The organism is Flavobacterium psychrotrophum (assembly GCF_003403075.1).
Taxonomy (GTDB): domain Bacteria; phylum Bacteroidota; class Bacteroidia; order Flavobacteriales; family Flavobacteriaceae; genus Flavobacterium; species Flavobacterium psychrotrophum.
Window position 1 is genome coordinate 3,781,750 of the sequence record NZ_CP031557.1, and the last position, 17,285, is coordinate 3,799,034.

7 protein-coding genes, 2 tRNA genes and 3 rRNA genes are annotated in these 17,285 nt (G+C 44.2%); 3 read left to right on the forward strand and 9 right to left on the reverse strand.

All coding sequences use genetic code 11. The annotated features are described in order from the left end of the window. Window positions 1-10: 10 nt before the first annotated feature. The 3 genes from DYH63_RS16365 to DYH63_RS16375 all read right to left on the reverse strand — a co-directional run bounded on the left by DYH63_RS16365 (window position 11) and on the right by DYH63_RS16375 (window position 3,498). Window positions 11-502 carry a hypothetical protein gene (locus DYH63_RS16365; protein ID WP_116789819.1) on the reverse strand — a complete coding sequence of 164 codons (492 nt, stop codon included), beginning with the start codon at window positions 500-502 and terminating at the stop codon, window positions 11-13. Between the two features lie 335 nt (window positions 503-837). Beyond that, window positions 838-2,238: a di-heme oxidoreductase family protein gene (locus DYH63_RS16370; protein WP_116789820.1), complete on the reverse strand. Its 1,401-nt coding sequence runs from the start codon at window positions 2,236-2,238 to the stop codon at window positions 838-840. A 78-nt stretch (window positions 2,239-2,316) separates the two neighbouring features. Next, window positions 2,317-3,498, reverse strand: a complete 1,182-nt coding sequence (locus DYH63_RS16375) for an imelysin family protein (protein WP_116789821.1) — start codon at window positions 3,496-3,498, stop codon at window positions 2,317-2,319. Window positions 3,499-3,659: 161 nt separating this feature from the next. Here DYH63_RS16375 and DYH63_RS16380 point away from each other — a divergent pair, with 161 nt between their 5' ends. The 3 genes from DYH63_RS16380 to DYH63_RS16390 are packed head-to-tail and all read left to right on the forward strand — an operon-like array spanning window position 3,660 to window position 8,733. After that, the gene (locus tag DYH63_RS16380) at window positions 3,660-4,766 is read left to right on the forward strand and encodes an imelysin family protein (protein ID WP_116790869.1); all 1,107 of its coding nucleotides are present in this window, start codon (window positions 3,660-3,662) and stop codon (window positions 4,764-4,766) included. 3 nt (window positions 4,767-4,769) lie between these two features. After that, complete coding sequence (locus DYH63_RS16385) at window positions 4,770-6,329, forward strand: HTTM domain-containing protein (protein WP_116789822.1); 1,560 nt, start codon at window positions 4,770-4,772, stop codon at window positions 6,327-6,329. A 16-nt stretch (window positions 6,330-6,345) separates the two neighbouring features. Beyond that, window positions 6,346-8,733 (forward strand): TonB-dependent receptor domain-containing protein, encoded by a 2,388-nt coding sequence (locus tag DYH63_RS16390; RefSeq protein ID WP_116789823.1) that lies wholly within the window; start codon window positions 6,346-6,348, stop codon window positions 8,731-8,733. On the opposite strand, the gene DYH63_RS16395 is transcribed toward DYH63_RS16390, so the two are convergent. From DYH63_RS16395 to DYH63_RS16420, 6 genes are all read right to left on the reverse strand, one after another. Continuing rightward, window positions 8,728-11,079, reverse strand: a complete 2,352-nt coding sequence (locus DYH63_RS16395; RefSeq protein ID WP_116789824.1) for an alpha-L-rhamnosidase-related protein — start codon at window positions 11,077-11,079, stop codon at window positions 8,728-8,730. The genes DYH63_RS16390 and DYH63_RS16395 overlap by 6 nt on opposite strands. A gap of 444 nt (window positions 11,080-11,523) precedes the next feature. Then, window positions 11,524-11,632 (reverse strand): 5S ribosomal RNA (gene rrf, locus DYH63_RS16400). Window positions 11,633-11,781: 149 nt separating this feature from the next. Then, a 23S ribosomal RNA gene (locus DYH63_RS16405) occupies window positions 11,782-14,660 on the reverse strand. A gap of 220 nt (window positions 14,661-14,880) precedes the next feature. After that, window positions 14,881-14,954: transfer RNA gene (locus DYH63_RS16410), tRNA-Ala, on the reverse strand. Window positions 14,955-15,047: 93 nt separating this feature from the next. Beyond that, window positions 15,048-15,121 (reverse strand) — tRNA-Ile (locus DYH63_RS16415). Between the two features lie 105 nt (window positions 15,122-15,226). Continuing rightward, window positions 15,227-16,742 (reverse strand): 16S ribosomal RNA (locus DYH63_RS16420). The 16S, 23S and 5S rRNA genes sit together here with 2 tRNA genes alongside, the layout of an rRNA operon. Between the last annotated feature and the right edge of the window lie 543 nt (window positions 16,743-17,285).

Sequence of the window (17,285 nt, forward strand, 5' to 3'; positions counted from 1 at the left end):
TATTATAAACCTATTTCAACACAGCCTTTTCCTTTTCAGAAAAAGCTTCAGATTGTAAAATATACGCTTTAGCAAAAACCTTCAGGTCTTCAGGTTGTGCAGCATAATTTTTCAGTAAAAAGACTTTGTCTGTTTTAATATCGCCGGTGTAGCCTGTTATCCACGGCACATTATCCTGAATATTGAGGCGGATAAGGCGGGCTTCATAATTGTCGCGGTCTTTATTAATAGCCGTTTCCAGCAGCTTTGTACCCCGGTTAAACAGGCGGGTTTTGCTTATCAGGCCGCCCTCATATTTGGCGAGCAGTACTATAGATGCTGCTTTGTATGCCAATAGTGTAGCATCGTTATGGGTATCGCTTATGTTTTCAAATGTTTTATGAAAGGTCTCTGCCTGTGTCTCAGAAATAGCAGCACTAATGTATTGTTTGCGAACCGATGAAAGCTCGGGACTGGCAGTGGCAAAAAACACAAATAAAAAGCAAAGCGACAGTAACTTCATGTAAGGTAAATTTAAAGGGCAAAGCAAATATATTGTTTTGCCCTTTATATATCAAGTGGTATGCCAAAAGCCTTATTTTATTTACAGCTGATTTTTACCACAAGGCACACGAAGACTTCACAAGGGTCACAAAGCTGTATCTGTTTTCCCAGAATAAGAAACAACAAATTATTTTCTAAGGTCACAAAGCGGTATATTTAGATAAATATGCCATATAGCTTTGTGTACTTCCGCCAATGGCGGTCTACGTTGTGCACTTTGCGAAGCCTTTGTGCACCTTGTGGTTAAACTATTAACTAATGTTATCGTTTTAAAAGGTAGGTGTTTTAGTCTTTTTAAAGCGAGTTAATAAATGCCAGTAAGTCTTCCCTTTCCTGTGCGGTAAGCTGTTTGAATTTTTCTTTAGCGTTAGCCGCTTCGCCACCGTGCCATAAAATAGCTTCGGTAACATTTCGGGCGCGCCCGTCGTGCAGCAGGCGTGTATGTCCGTTTACGGTATTTATAAGTCCAATGCCCCATAGTGGCTGGGTACGCCATTCGCTTCCTGTAGCTAGGTAATCAGGTGCATTGTCGGCAAGGGCATCACCCATGTCGTGTAGCAGCATATCGGTATACGGGCGAATGGTCTGGTTGCGCAGTCCCTCTATATAATAACTGCTGCCGGTTTGCATTTTAGGAATGTGGCAGGCAATGCAGGTAATGCTGGTAAAAAGTTCTTTTCCGCGCAATACATTTTGCTCAGAATAATTTCGGCGCACCGGTACTGATAGTGTTTGCGAGTATAATACCACACGGTTAAAGGCTACATCTGTAATTTCGGGAGTACCGCCGTTAGGGTATCCGCTAATATCTGCACCCACAGGAGCATACTCATCAGGGAAAAGTGAAGAGGTAATACCCATATCGTTAAGAAAAGCGGCGCCTACTTGTTGCTTAACGCTTGGCTGGTTTGCCTTCCACCCAAACAAGCCCATTTTAAGGCTGTTGCTTTCTTTATCATACACATAATTTGCCCTGCCGGAAATGCCATCGCCGTTAGCATCAAACTCATCGGCAAAAGCCAGGTAGGTACTTTGCGGAACGGCCTCTAATAAACCAAGCCCAATGATCTGGTTAGCCACGCGGGGCGAAACAAGTAATCCGGCAGCCAGTGGGCCATATCCCGGATTATTTATGGTGTATACTGGTTTTTGAAGTGCTACGACTGTACCGTCAGCAAGGGTTTCGTTTACGGTTTGATAAGTAACGGTATATGTGCCTTTTATTATAGGGCCAAGAATAGCGTTATCCTGTAGCTGGTGCCCATAAATGGGATCTGGCAATGCACCGCCCCAGGCATCTGCCCCATGAATGCTAAGGCGTAATAGTAAGCCTTTACCCAGTTCACCATCAAATGCTGGTGGCCGCCCGCGGCCATCTTTAAAATGGCAGGCTGAACATGATATGGCATTATAAAAAGGGCCAAGGCCATCGCGCGCGGTGGTAGATGAAGGTGCTGTAACCCAACTTTGCCTGAAAAGTGAGTTACCCACCCCAAAGTCTACCGACTGTTCTGCGGTAAGTGTAGCAGAAGCAAAGCCAAAAGCCTCAACAGTAGCATTTAAAACTGTAGAAGATCCGCCGCCATACTCCTCACCGGTTTCGGCTGCAAGGGGTTTGTAGTCATTTTCATTATCGGTACAGGCCATAGCCAGAAAGCCAAATAAAGCAACCGCGGCAATTTTTTTAATTTCCATAATAGGCAAAAACAATAAAGAGCGCCGCAAATGTACGGCACTCTTATTAGATAAATAACAAAATATCAGTAAATAACTTTACAAGCCGTTAACAGTCACACCTATAGCGGTAGCGCCGCCAAGCAGTTCCTGAGAAAGCGAATAAATTTGCAGGTACGCTACTTTTACTTTAGCACCATCTGTACTGGTAGGGCCCGCTACAATAGCCCAGTCAAACGGTGTGCGCATAGCAGCAATATCTGCCGTAGAAGCATTTATAGCCGTATTAGTACTGTCATACTGGTCTTTGTTGGCTTTTTTTACAAGGTCTTCAAGAGATGCACCGCTTATGTTGCCGTACTCACCTTTATATACGTTTATAATACCTTTAAGGTTAAGTGCAATATCACGGTGTGTGTTATCGCTAAAACAAGAGTGCTCATCTTCCTGGTCGCCGTTTTCTAACGCTACAGACATACGCTCTATAGGAAGCTCAGATGAAGCAAGGGTTACAATACCAAGGTAAATGTTTTGAAGCGCTTTATCTTCTGGCAGTGCAAGGAATTTAGTCCTGTAATCTCCGCCTTCTTTCCACTCGTCTACAAGATATGTAAGGTGGTCTGTAAGCAGATCTGCAGCAGCATTAAGGTATGCTTTTCTCCTGTCTGCATTAGTTGCCGTAGTATAATCTGTAAATGCCCTTAGTCCCGGTTTGTTTTCTGCCGGAGCAGTAAGATCCTGGCCCCAAAGCAAAAACTCTATAGCGTGGTAACCTGTAGAGATACTTTTTTCGTCTTCACCTTCGTTAAGGTCTACTAAAAGATTTTTGTTGATTGTTGGGTAATCAGCAGGCCTGTTGATGATTCCTCCCTGGTAGTCCGGAGAGTTGGTATCGTTTACATAATCAATATATGCTTCATCCAGCGGCCATGCGTTAATAAGCCCTTCCGGAGCTTCATATTCAATATCGTTATCAATAGGGCCGTTTGCAAAACGGAAAGCCTCTGTAGTACCATAGCTCTCACGTGCTTCTTTCCATTTGGTTTTTGCAGCGTCAAAGTTTGCCTGTGTAGGTGTAGTGGTAAAGGTGTTGATGGCCGTTTCAAGCTCAGCGGCATCATCCAGCGCATCCTTATAGTTTTGGTAGACAATTTTAGCGTAGTTTTCTACTACAGCTTTTTTTGTTACGTTATTGTCTTTTTTAGAGTCGTCATCGCTGCATGCTGTAGTTAAAAGACCCAGGGCTGCAACAAGTGATAGGGTTAGTGTAAGTTTCTTCATTTCGTTTTATGCTTATTTAGATTTAGTAAAAACAAGGCAAAAGTAATGGTTTTTTGGAACCGTGGGCAAAAAAGATTAAAAATTTTAATGTTGCATGTAAATTATTTAGAATAATTATAGATAATATCATTTCTGTTTATACCTTTGCCAAAATTTTTTTCATGAAAAAGTTGCTTATAGCATTAAGCCTCACTGCAATTATTGCAGGATGCTCATCGTCAGATGGTGGAAATGACAACAATAGCGGAACCTACGACCGTGCTGCGTTAATGACCAGCTGGGCAGATAATATTATCATACCGTCATTCGAAAATTACCAGGCAAAACTAAATGCTCTTAATACTGCAGCTACTGCTTTTACTGCCGCTCCGGCAACACAAACACTTACCGATGTAAGGGCTGCCTGGCTGGATGCTTATAAGGCATTTCAGCACGTGGGTATTTTTGACGACCCAAAAGCCTTTGAACTGCACTTAATAGAAGGCAGTAACACCTACCCTACTGATGTTACAGGAATCAACAACAATATATCATCGGGTTCATACAACCTGGCGCAACCGGTTAATTATACTAAAGAGGGCTTCCCGGCACTTGACTATTTGCTTTACGGCACCGGTACCGACGATACTGCTATAATAGCTTACTTTAATGGCAACGCTAAAGCGAAAACCTACCTTACGGCTCTTACAGCCCACCTTAAAAGTGTTGCCGATGCAATACTAACAGAGTGGAAAGGTAGCTACCGCGCTACGTTTGTAGCAGGTACAGGTACAGCGGTAAGCGCTCCTATAAACCAAACGGTAAATAACTTTATCAAAAACCTGGAGAAAGATGTACGTACCCCAAAACTGGGTATACCTGCGGGCTTGTTTAGCAACGGCACTACTTTTCCTGATAAGGTAGAGGCATATTATAACAAGAATGTAAGCAAAGCCCTTTATGTAGAAGCCGTAACAGCTTCGCGCGACTTTTTTACAGGTAAATACTTTGGCTCGGCTACTAATGGCCCAAGCCTTAAGGGATATCTTGACGCGGTGAATGCAAAACGCAGCGGGCAAAACCTTAGCGACATTATCACTGCGCAATATGCCACAGCACTTACAGCAAGCGATGCGCTTAACAACAACTTTACAACGCAAATTACTACTGATAATGCTAAAATGGTTAGCGCTTATGATGCCCTGCAACAGGTGGTGATCTACGAAAAAGTTGATATGCTGCAAGCACTTAATATAAGCATTGACTATGTAGACGGCGATGGCGACTAAACCATGCACCAAAAAATAAAATCATACCTAAACTCTGATACCGATGCTGCCAGCCTGGCTTTTTACAGGCTGGCTTTTGGCATTATGATGTTTCTGGGTATGGTGCGTTTTGCTCTTAACGGGTGGATTGACAAGTTTTATATAAAGCCTGTTTTCCATTTTACGTATTACGGTTTTGGGTGGGTTAAACCCTTTGGATATGCCACCTACGGCTTGTTTGTGGTTTGTGCCGTCGCTGCGTTAATGGTTGCCTTTGGTTATAAATACCGATTGGGCATCATCTTGTTTTTCCTAAGCTTTACTTACATAGAGCTGATGGATAAAACCACTTATCTTAACCATTACTACTTTATATCGGTTATGAGCTTTGTGCTCATCTTCCTGCCTGCGAATGTGTTTTTTTCGGCAGATGCCAAAAATAATCCACAACTGCACAGCGAAACCGTACCACGTTATACCGTAGATGTGCTTAAAATACTTTTAGGCATCGTCTATTTTTATGCCGGGCTTGCCAAGCTAAATTCTGACTGGCTTATAGATGCCATGCCACTAAAAATTTGGCTCACAAGCAACACGCATCTGCCCATTATTGGCCCGCTATTGGGTAAGGAGTGGGTTGCCTATGCATTTAGTTATATAGGCGCAGTGTACGACCTGTTTATTGTATTCCTGCTGCTTAACCGCCGCACACGCTGGTTTGCATTTATACTCGTGGTGGTGTTTCATGTGCTTACGCGTATATTATTCCCCATCGGGATCTTCCCTTTTGTAATGATCGTTTCGAGCCTGGTGTTTTTTAGTAGCGGGTTTCATAGAAGAATACTCTTTTTTGTTCAGGATTTATGGTTTAGAGTTAACACATCCCTCCTTCGGAGGGCAGCTGTTTTTCCTCACCCCCAGCCCCTCTCCGAAGGAGAGGGGAGCAGCTTCACTCAGGCTGCAGCAGAGTCAGCCATTTTAGAATCAAATTCTACAACAAATAACGCCCAACAAAGTGCGAGTGAAATCCGCCAAAATCCGCGCCTGCGCAGCATCAGCGAAATCCGCGTTCCAAAAATTGAAGGGAAGCTCCCAACAACCTACAACCAACAACCAACAAACCGCCTTATCCCCGCGTTCCTTGCGCTGTTTATACTATTTCAGCTTATATTTCCTTTCAGGTACCTTGCCTATCCGCAGGAATTATTTTGGTCAGAAGAAGGCTTTCGGTTTTCATGGCGGGTAATGCTTATGGAAAAGGCAGGGTACACCCAGTTTAAGGTAACAGACAGCATTACAGGCAAAACCATATACATAAACAACCACGAGCACCTTACCGCGTTCCAGGAAAAACAAATGTCTTTCCAACCCGATTTTATACTGGAATACGCACATTATTTACACGACCTTTATGCCCGTAAAGGCATGGCCGACCCAGCCGTATATGCCGATAGTTACGTTGCATTAAACGGCCGCCTAAGCACAAGATATATTGACCCTAAAGTAAACCTTGCCAAACAAGATGAATCATTTAGCCACAAAACATGGATACTCCCTTTTAAAGACACTATTACAGGTTTTTAGTTTTATTATAATATGCATGGCGGCTACAAATGCCCATGCACAGCAGTTTACCGTAGAAGGTACTGTTTTGGATGAAGTGAGCGCACCTGTAGCCCGTGTTGAGGTTACTAATAATGCTACCGGGATCAGGACAGTAACCGATGCCAATGGTAAATTCAGCATTTTGGTTAGCCTGGGTGAACGTGTTTCCTGCTATAAAGAGGGGTACGATTATACGGACAAAGAAATCAATATTCGCGAAGAGGGCGTTACAACCGTTATTATACCACTGACTAAAGTTACCGTACTTAATGAGGTGGTTATCCAAAAGCAAAAGAACAGGATGTTTGCTCTAAAACACCTGCGCGATATTGAAGAAACCGCTATCTATGCGGGTAAAAAGACGGAGGTAGTTGTAGTTGATAACCTTACGGCAAACAAGGCAACCAATAACGCACGCCAGGTATATGCCCAGATCGTAGGGCTTACTTTTAACGAAAACAGCGATGGTGGCCTGCAACTTAATATTGGCGGCCGCGGGCTCGACCCTAACCGTACCTCTAACTTCAACACCCGCCAGAACGGGTACGACATTAGTGCCGATGTACTGGGTTATCCTGAAAGTTATTATACGCCACCGGTAGAAGGCCTGGGTGAAATACAGGTTATTCGTGGGGCGGCATCATTGCAGTATGGTACGCAGTTTGGCGGACTGGTAAATTTTAAAATGCATGCACCATCGGCTAAGCCTATAGAATTGATAACGCGTAATACGGTGGGCAGCTACGGCCTGCTTACTAACTTTACCAGCCTTAGCGGTACTAATAGCAAGTTTAGTTACTACACCTTTTTTAATTATAAGCAGGGAGATGGCTTTCGCCCGAATTCGGCATTTAACAGCCGCAATGTCTTTGTTAATCTTAACTATGCTTTTAACGATAAAACATCGGTGCATCTTGATTATACCCTGTTCGATTATCTGGCGAAACAACCTGGCGGCCTTACCGATAAGATGTTTTATGAAGATATGTACCAGAGCAACCGCACACGCAACTGGTTTGATGTAAACTGGAACCTTTTTGCGCTGCGCCTTAAGCATAAATTTACAGAGAATGCCGATTTTTCATTACAGCTTTTTGGCCTTGATGCCGGCAGAAAAACAGTAGGTTACAGGCCACTAAGCCCCGCGCAGGAAGATACACCCGGCACGGTGCGCGACCTTATTAGCGGTAAGTTTGTAAACTGGGGTGCAGAGGCACGCTATTTACAAAAATATACTATTGGCAATAAAACGAGTGCATTGCTTATAGGGGCTAAATATTACCAGGCAGACAATACCAGTACACAAGGACCGGGAACAGCGGGCAGCGGGCCTGATTTTAGCTTTGCGCACAATCAATTCCCAAATTATCTTAGCCAGTCAGACTATACGTATCCTAACCTTAACTTTTCGTTGTTTGGCGAAAATATTTTCAGGTTATCAGATAAGTTTACGGTAACGCCGGGCTTCAGGATAGAACACATAAGTACAAAGGCACAAGGCTATGTGCGCAAGATAAACTTTGACAATGCCGGAAACGTAATACTGAATCAAAAAATAGATGAGGATGTAACTAAAGACCGCGACTTTATATTGCTTGGCGTAGGCCTGAGCTACAAGCCCACAAGTACTACAGAATTTTATGGTAATGTGTCGCAAAACTACAGGTCGGTTACCTTTAGCGATATCAGTACGGTAAACCCCAGCCTTGCAATTGATCCCAATATAACCGACGAAAAAGGATTTACTACAGATGCCGGTATACGCGGCAGGCTTGGCGATAAACTGACTTATGATACCAGTGTATACCTTTTGTATTATAATGACAAAATAGGGCAGTATCTTAACTCAGACGGCCAGCCTTTTCGCACCAATCTGGGCACAGCCATTACCTACGGCTGGGAGGCTTTGGTAAACTGGAATGTGAAAAATGCTTTTTTTAGAGGTAATGAAAACCTTACCTGGAATGCCTTTGTAAACAATGCCCTTACAGGATCTGAATATACCAAGTCGGAGATTGCCAATACGCAGGGTAAAAAGGTAGAATTTGTGCCGCTGTATAACCTTAAAGCCGGTACAGGTGCAGGGTATAAAAACTTTTTGGCATCAGTACAGGCTACTTACATTTCATCTCAGTTTACAGATAGCAGTAACAGCACGGTATACCGTACTGATAACCGCACGGGTATATCGGGCGAAATACCATCGTACTTTGTTGCAGATTTTTCTGCATCCTATACCTGGAGAAACTTTAAACTGGAAGCAGGGATTAATAATTTTACCGATACAAAATATTTTACCCGACGCGCCACAGGTTACCCAGGGCCGGGCATATTGCCCAGCGAACCGCGTACGTATTATGCTACATTGCAGATAAAACTATAACTCCATTGCGTTATCACCCGGCTTTAACGGGTATGTTTTACCTTTCCATATAAATGTACCTGATGTTTTTGCCGGCAGGCTTATGCTTACCTTCCATTTTTTACCTTCAAGACTGTAGGCTACTGCTACTTTACCTTCAGGATGCGGAATTGAGCCACTTACTTTTGTTAGTATACCCAGATGCGGTGCCACTTTTACTTTAGCAAAGCCAGGGGCATCACTGTCTATACCCAACACTGTACGGTAAAATTCTATATTAGGACTAGATCCCCAGGCGTGGCATTCAGACCGCACCGTTTGCAGGCTCGAATCTTCAGCCCAGGTAGTAAGTCCCATAGCTATGTTTTCGCGCCATATGCCCAGCCATTTGTTATAGTCATCTCCCCTGCCAGCCTTTACAAGTGCCTGGTTTAGGTAATATTTAAAATATACGGTACATTGGGTAAGGTTTTTATCATTCAGCATGCCATTAGCTACATCGTTCATATTTGCTTCACTTACCAGTCCTGTAAGTATAGCAAGGGCATTAACGTGCTGCGAGTAGCCTGTTTTTTCTACCGTATCGGCATATAATCTTTTAGAGGCATTCCAGTATTTACGTTCTATTGTAGCCTTTAGCTGCGCGGCTTTCTGTCCGTATAGCGTGGCATAATCCTGCATACCCAGTTTAGCTTCCATTTCGGCAGCTACCTGGTAGGCCCACAACAATTGCAGGTCATAAATGGCAGCACTACCGTCTGATCCCGCAAGTCCACCACCAAGGTTACCTGCCCAGTCTACAAACGTCCAGTACGGAGTACCTTTTAGCGAACCGTCTGCCTGTTGGTATTTGCTAAAGAAATCGAGAATGCCCCTTGCGCCCACTAATTTATCTTTTATAAAATCGTCGCCCCCACGATACATCCAGTAATCATGCAGCATACAAATGTACCATAATGAAAACGGTGGAATTATCTGTGTGCCCTTTGTAGGGAAACAGCTTTTTGTAACCCCCTCAGGCAGGCGCGAATGGTCTATCTGGGTAAGCGCATTACGCGCCAGGAGATCGTCGTGCGTGTTGTAATACGATATCATAGCCTGTATGCGGGTATCTCCTATATATTGCAATTGCTCATAATAGGGACAGTCCGTATAGGTTTCCCAGGCATTAAGACGTGCCGTACGCCAGCCAATGTCGAGTATTTGACTAATCTCTTTATCATTGCTGTTAAAAACAGCTTCCTGATTAAAGGGATAGCCTGTAAATGTGCCATAAATATCATCTATAACAAGCGGCTCATTTTTTGTTTTTACATATATCTTAAGGTAACGATACGTACGGAAGTTGAGTGTGGTAAATGACTGCCCGGTAGTTCCGGCAGAAATTAAGCTGTCCTTCCGCCCGATAAACTCTTTTCCTTCTACATTATTACGGTTGCTTTTACGGGTACCGTTAGTGCCTTTATCATATAATGTTTCGGCATATGCCAAAGAAATACCGGCATCTTTGCCGCCACTAAAATTAAAGGTCACATAAGCATTAGTCAGCACTTCATTATCCAGTAGGAATGAAGCTGTAGTATTAGCGGGAATAGTTACTGCCGTTTTCCTGGCAGGGAAATTGGCAGGTAATTTAACACCCACCTCAGTGCGGAGTTTGGCAATACGCTGGTAGGTCATTTCACGTGCAGGTAGTATAGAAGGTACAAGCGCCCAGTCTAAACCCCATGCCATACCCTTTGGCCTGCCGTCTGCTATTTTATTGGCCTGTGGCCAGGCAGTGTCATCAAAATCTTTAGCTTCCCAGTTGTCTTTAACAGTAAGGTTCATATCAACAAACTGGCCTTTACTTGCTGCGAAAAAATATCCGGGAATAGGCTGATACCCTATATCGCGCTTGCATTTCCAGCTGCCGTTTGTATTAAGCACTTCTTCCGAGGCTGAACTACCCTGTAACACAAATCCCGTACGGAAACTAATTTGTGCTTCGGGGCGATACTCGGCTTCGTTCCAAACTAAAGCCGCTATGCTATTTTTTCCTGCTGTAAGATATGGAGCAAGATCTACGGTTTCATAATTCCAAGAATAGCTATCGCCACGGGCAGGGCCAAGAGATACAAGCACACCATTTACATACAGCTTATAGCGGTTATCTGCGGATACATATACGGTAAAGGCCGATGGTTTTGCATTAAACTCAATGCTCTTGCGAAAGTAATATATCCCATACTCATTCCCCGTCATATTTGGTGCGGCTATCCATTCGGCGTTCCATTGCCTTGCAGGTTGTGCATTAGACTGGCTGTAAGCAGCTGTTTCAAAACATATAATTAGTGCTATGAAAATATTGGTAAGAAACTGTTTCATATTGTGAATTATGTAAAACGTTTTAGCAAATATAGTAAGATTAGCAAAAATGTAATAATCGTTTTACTTGAGCATCCTGTAGTGTCCTGTCTGTATGTAATATGTAAAAAGTGTCTCTGCCTTTAAATCAAAATAGCATAGTGACTGAGAGAAGGCTTGTACTCGCTTTAGGGCAAATCCGCTTACTTCGCAGTAATGTTAAGCCCAGCATGTTGCAGACCTTTTGGTTTTATAATGATAAATCTCCTGTCTTCAGTCTTTGCTTTCATGTGATACATGTAGGCCATTGTCTTTAAGGTTCCGTTAATAACGACGACAGTATTCCCGAACCCCTCAATCTTAAATCTGTAAATCCTAAAGATTTTGGTATTGATCCAATACTATTTTAAGCAGTCTTTTCCAAAACAAAAAGTCCCCTTCATCTTTGATGAAGGGGACTCTAAAAAAAGGCGATGACATACTCTCCCACAAAATGCAGTACCATCTGCGCAGGCGGGCTTAACTTCTCTGTTCGGGATGGGAAGAGGTGAGCCCCGCCGCAATAATCACCTTAAAAGGTTCATTGCTTTGGGCAATGCGTTTATTGATGATGCTGTAGTATAACAACATTCAACCATAAACCAATATCTTAACATACTGAGATAAAAATTCAAGTACTATTTTTTAGAAAGTTCTCCCTGCCCCTTGCGGGGCAGGAAAGACGTACATAAGCTAACGGGTTATTAGTACTACTCGACTATGACATTACTGCCTTTACATCTATAGCCTATCAACGTGGTCATCTTCCACGACCCTTAAAAGAAATCTCATCTTGTGGTGGGTTTCGCGCTTATATGCTTTCAGCGCTTATCCCTTCCCGACGTAGCTACTCTGCGGTGCTCCTGGCGGAACAACAGATACACTAGAGGTCAGTCCAACTCGGTCCTCTCGTACTAGAATCAGATCCACTCAAATTTCTAACGCCCGCAGTAGATAGAGACCGAACTGTCTCACGACGTTCTGAACCCAGCTCGCGTGCCACTTTAATGGGCGAACAGCCCAACCCTTGGGACCTTCTCCAGCCCCAGGATGTGACGAGCCGACATCGAGGTGCCAAACCCCCCGTCGATATGAGCTCTTGGGGGAGATCAGCCTGTTATCCCCGGCGTACCTTTTATCCTTTGAGCGATGGCCCTTCCATGCGGAACCACCGGATCACTATGCTCTACTTTCGTACCTGATCGACCTGTATGTCTCTCAGTCAAGCTCCCTTATGCCATTGCACTCTACGCACGGTTACCAAGCGTGCTGAGGGAACCTTTAGAAGCCTCCGTTACTCTTTTGGAGGCGACCACCCCAGTCAAACTACCCACCAAGCAATGTCCCCCACAATATGGGGTTAGGCCTCAGATAACCAAAGGGTGGTATTTCAACAATGACTCCACAACGCCTAGCGACGCCACTTCATAGTCTCCCACCTATCCTACACATCAATTATCCAAGGTCAATACTAAGCTATAGTAAAGGTGCACAGGGTCTTTTCGTCCCACTGCGGGTAATCGGCATCTTCACCGATACTACAATTTCACCGAGCTCATGGCTGAGACAGTGTCCAGATCGTTACACCATTCGTGCAGGTCGGAACTTACCCGACAAGGAATTTCGCTACCTTAGGACCGTTATAGTTACGGCCGCCGTTTACTGGGGCTTCAATTCAATGCTTCTCCGAAAATAACATCTCCTCTTAACCTTCCAGCACCGGGCAGGTGTCAGGCCCTATACTTCATCTTACGATTTTGCAGAGCCCTGTGTTTTTGATAAACAGTCGCCTGGACCTTTTCACTGCGGCCAGCATTGCTGCTGGCGACCTTTCTCCCGAAGTTACAGGTCTATTTTGCCTAATTCCTTAGCCATGAATCTCTCGAGCGCCTTAGGATACTCTCCTCGACTACCTGTGTCGGTTTACGGTACGGGTTCTTATAATCTAAGTTTAGAGGTTTTTCTTGGAAGCCCTTAGGCACACTATCACTTTGCCCGAAGGCTCCGTGTACTATCGTATTTCACCAGGATCTGCGCATTTGACTACAAATCCTATAGTTAGGTACTTCAACGAACTATTCCGTCAGTTCGCGGTGCTTTCATCACTCCGTCGCCCCATCACAATTATAAGAAGTACGGGAATATTAACCCGTTGGCCATCGACTGTTCCTTTCGGATTCGCCTTAGGTCCCGACTAACCCTCAGCTGATTAGCATAGCTGAGGAAACCTTAGTCTTACGGCGGGGGTGTTTCTCGCACCCCTTATCGTTACTTATGCCTACATTTTCTTTTCTAACCGCTCCAGCATAACTCACATTACACCTTCGACGCTGTTAGAATGCTCCCCTACCACTTGTATATAATACAAATCCATAGCTTCGGTACTATACTTATGCCCGATTATTATCCATGCTCGTCCGCTCGACTAGTGAGCTGTTACGCACTCTTTAAATGAATGGCTGCTTCCAAGCCAACATCCTAGCTGTCTGGGCAGACAAACCTCGTTTTTTCAACTTAGTATAGATTTGGGGACCTTAGCTGATGGTCTGGGTTCTTTCCCTCTCGGACATGGACCTTAGCACCCATGCCCTCACTACTGGTAATCATTTATTAGCATTCGGAGTTTGTCAGGAATTGGTAGGCGGTGAAGCCCCCGCATCCAATCAGTAGCTCTACCTCTAATAAACTAAGCCAGCGCTGCACCTAAATGCATTTCGGGGAGTACGAGCTATTTCCGAGTTTGATTGGCCTTTCACCCCTACCCACAGGTCATCCGAAGACTTTTCAACGTCAACCGGTTCGGACCTCCACTGTGTGTTACCACAGCTTCATCCTGCCCATGGGTAGATCACACGGTTTCGCGTCTACCATTACTGACTAAAGCGCCCTATTAAGACTCGCTTTCGCTACGGATCCATACCTGAAGTACTTATCCTTGCCAGCAACGGTAACTCGTAGGCTCATTATGCAAAAGGCACGCCGTCACACCACAAAGGTGCTCCGACCGCTTGTAGGCGTATGGTTTCAGGATCTATTTCACTCCGTTATTCACGGTTCTTTTCACCTTTCCCTCACGGTACTGGTTCACTATCGGTCTCTCAGGAGTATTTAGCCTTAGCGGATGGTCCCGCCAGATTCAGACAGGGTTTCACGTGCCCCGCCCTACTCAGGATACCACTATCATTTACATCTCTTACTTATACCGGGCTATCACCGTCTATGGCCCAACTTTCCAGATGGTTCTAATTCAATTTGCAACAAATGTCGTGGTCCTACAACCCCAAAATTGCCGTAACAACTTTGGTTTGGGCTATTCCGCGTTCGCTCGCCACTACTTACGGAATCACTTTTGTTTTCTTCTCCTCCGCCTACTTAGATGTTTCAGTTCAGCGGGTTTGCCCTCCTATCGGAGTAGTATGTCTTCAACATACTGGGTTGCCCCATTCGGATATCTGCGGATCAATTCGTATGTGCCAATCCCCGCAGCTTTTCGCAGCTTATCACGTCCTTCTTCGCCTCTGAGAGCCACAGGCATCCCCCATACGCCCTTATTTTGCTTATTGTACTTACGGTTGAAGTTATAATGTTGAACGTTATAAAGTTTTGCAACTTTTAAACTTTCAACTCTTAAAACATTTCAACACTTTACATGCTTTCTATATTTTTCTTGTTTTTCTTATCTCAATATGTCAATGAACTTTTTTCAATTTGAAAATTTGAAAATTCAACCATTTGAAAATAAATCTTCAAATTATCTAATCTTCAAATCGACTAATCGATTTGTGGAGAATATCGGAGTCGAACCGATGACCTCCTGCGTGCAAGGCAGGCGCTCTAGCCAGCTGAGCTAATCCCCCATTATTTGTATTGAAATTCTAAGTATCAAATCCCAAATTTCAATTAATAAGGCACTCAACCTCCAGAATTTCCTTTAATAAGTGTAAAATTAGTAGTCCCGGGCAGACTCGAACTGCCGACCCCTACATTATCAGTGTAGTACTCTAACCAGCTGAGCTACGAGACTATATAGTATCCTCTTTTACTCCTTATTATATTATTTGAACTAACAGCGAGAGTAAGATGTATCCATCTTTACTTCTTTAATTTTACCTAACGGTCGTGTCTCTAGAAAGGAGGTGTTCCAGCCGCACCTTCCGGTACGGCTACCTTGTTACGACTTAGCCCCAGTTACCAGTTTTACCCTAGGCAGCTCCTTGCGGTCACCGACTTCAGGTACCCCCAGCTTCCATGGCTTGACGGGCGGTGTGTACAAGGCCCGGGAACGTATTCACCGGATCATGGCTGATATCCGATTACTAGCGATTCCAGCTTCATGGAGTCGGGTTGCAGACTCCAATCCGAACTGAGACAGGCTTTATAGATTCGCTCCTCCTTGCGAAGTGGCTGCTCTCTGTACCTGCCATTGTAGCACGTGTGTAGCCCAGGACGTAAGGGCCGTGATGATTTGACGTCATCCCCACCTTCCTCACGGTTTGCACCGGCAGTCTCGTTAGAGTTCCCGACATGACTCGCTGGCAACTAACGACAGGGGTTGCGCTCGTTATAGGACTTAACCTGACACCTCACGGCACGAGCTGACGACAACCATGCAGCACCTTGTAAAGTGTCCGAAGAAAAAACTGTTTCCAGTCCTGTCACTCTACATTTAAGCCCTGGTAAGGTTCCTCGCGTATCATCGAATTAAACCACATGCTCCACCGCTTGTGCGGGCCCCCGTCAATTCCTTTGAGTTTCAGGCTTGCGCCCGTACTCCCCAGGTGGGATACTTATCACTTTCGCTTAGCCACTCAGTCTTACGACCAAACAGCTAGTATCCATCGTTTACGGCGTGGACTACCAGGGTATCTAATCCTGTTCGCTCCCCACGCTTTCGTCCATCAGCGTCAATCCATTGTTAGTAACCTGCCTTCGCAATTGGTATTCCATGTAATATCTAAGCATTTCACCGCTACACTACATATTCTAGTTACTTCACAATAATTCAAGTTCTACAGTATCAATGGCAGTTCGACAGTTGAGCTGCCGGATTTCACCACTGACTTATAAAACCGCCTACGGACCCTTTAAACCCAATGATTCCGGATAACGCTTGGATCCTCCGTATTACCGCGGCTGCTGGCACGGAGTTAGCCGATCCTTATTCTTACGGTACCGTCAAGCTGCTACACGTAGCAGTGTTTCTTCCCGTACAAAAGCAGTTTACACACCATAGATGCGTCATCCTGCACGCGGCATGGCTGGTTCAGGCTCTCGCCCATTGACCAATATTCCTCACTGCTGCCTCCCGTAGGAGTCTGGTCCGTGTCTCAGTACCAGTGTGGGGGATCTCCCTCTCAGGACCCCTACCCATCATTGTCTTGGTGTGCCGTTACCACACCAACTAACTAATGGGACGCATGCTCATCTTGTACCGTTGGAACTTTAATAATCAAGTGATGCCACTCAAATATACTATGAGGTATTAATCCAAATTTCTCTGGGCTATCCCCCTGTACAAGGTAGATTGCATACGCGTTACGCACCCGTGCGCCGGTCTCAAAGTCCGAAGACTTCTACCCCTCGACTTGCATGTGTTAGGCCTGCCGCTAGCGTTCATCCTGAGCCAGGATCAAACTCTTCATCGTATATTTTTATATTTTTACGACCTTTGTTGCTAGGTATTCTTTAATTCAATAAAAGCTAGTAGTCTTACTCTCTCTTATGCTGTCAATCCAATATGTCTATGAACGTGTCTTTCTGTTTGTCATTTAAAGATTTAAAATTTAAAGATTCAAATATTGTTTCTTTATCTTCTCATTCTCTAAGCGGCTGCAAAACTACAACTTCTTTTTAAACTCACAAGCTTTTTTTTGAAAATTTATTTTCTTTATTTTAACTTCGTTTTAAAGTCTGTTTCGCTTTTCAAGCTATCCCGCTTCTCGCGGTTTGGGAGGGCAAAGATACTATCTTTTCCTTTTCAATTCCAAGCTTTTTTTAAACTTTTTTTTCGATGCTTTTTTTAAAGGCTTTTCATAACTCATATATATGAGTAAATGATTTCTTTTCAAATCCGTCTCGTGTTTCAGTCTCTCAAAGTACGTCGCCGTAGTTGCGGGTGCAAAAGTAGTAAACTTTTTCTCTTCTCCTAATGTTTTTCTAACTTTTTTCAAATTTATTTCGAAGCGGAT

Excerpts from the sequence above, each read along its gene's own strand:
- DYH63_RS16370 (WP_116789820.1), bottom strand. The coding sequence starts at position 2,238 with ATGGAAATTAAAAAAATTGCCGCGGTTGCTTTATTTGGCTTTCTGGCT.
- DYH63_RS16365 (WP_116789819.1), bottom strand. The coding sequence starts at position 502 with ATGAAGTTACTGTCGCTTTGCTTTTTATTTGTGTTTTTTGCCACTGCC.
- DYH63_RS16395 (WP_116789824.1), bottom strand. The coding sequence starts at position 11,079 with ATGAAACAGTTTCTTACCAATATTTTCATAGCACTAATTATATGTTTT.
- DYH63_RS16380 (WP_116790869.1), top strand. The coding sequence starts at position 3,660 with ATGAAAAAGTTGCTTATAGCATTAAGCCTCACTGCAATTATTGCAGGA.
- DYH63_RS16385 (WP_116789822.1), top strand. The coding sequence starts at position 4,770 with ATGCACCAAAAAATAAAATCATACCTAAACTCTGATACCGATGCTGCC.
- DYH63_RS16375 (WP_116789821.1), bottom strand. The coding sequence starts at position 3,498 with ATGAAGAAACTTACACTAACCCTATCACTTGTTGCAGCCCTGGGTCTT.
- DYH63_RS16390 (WP_116789823.1), top strand. The coding sequence starts at position 6,346 with ATGGCGGCTACAAATGCCCATGCACAGCAGTTTACCGTAGAAGGTACT.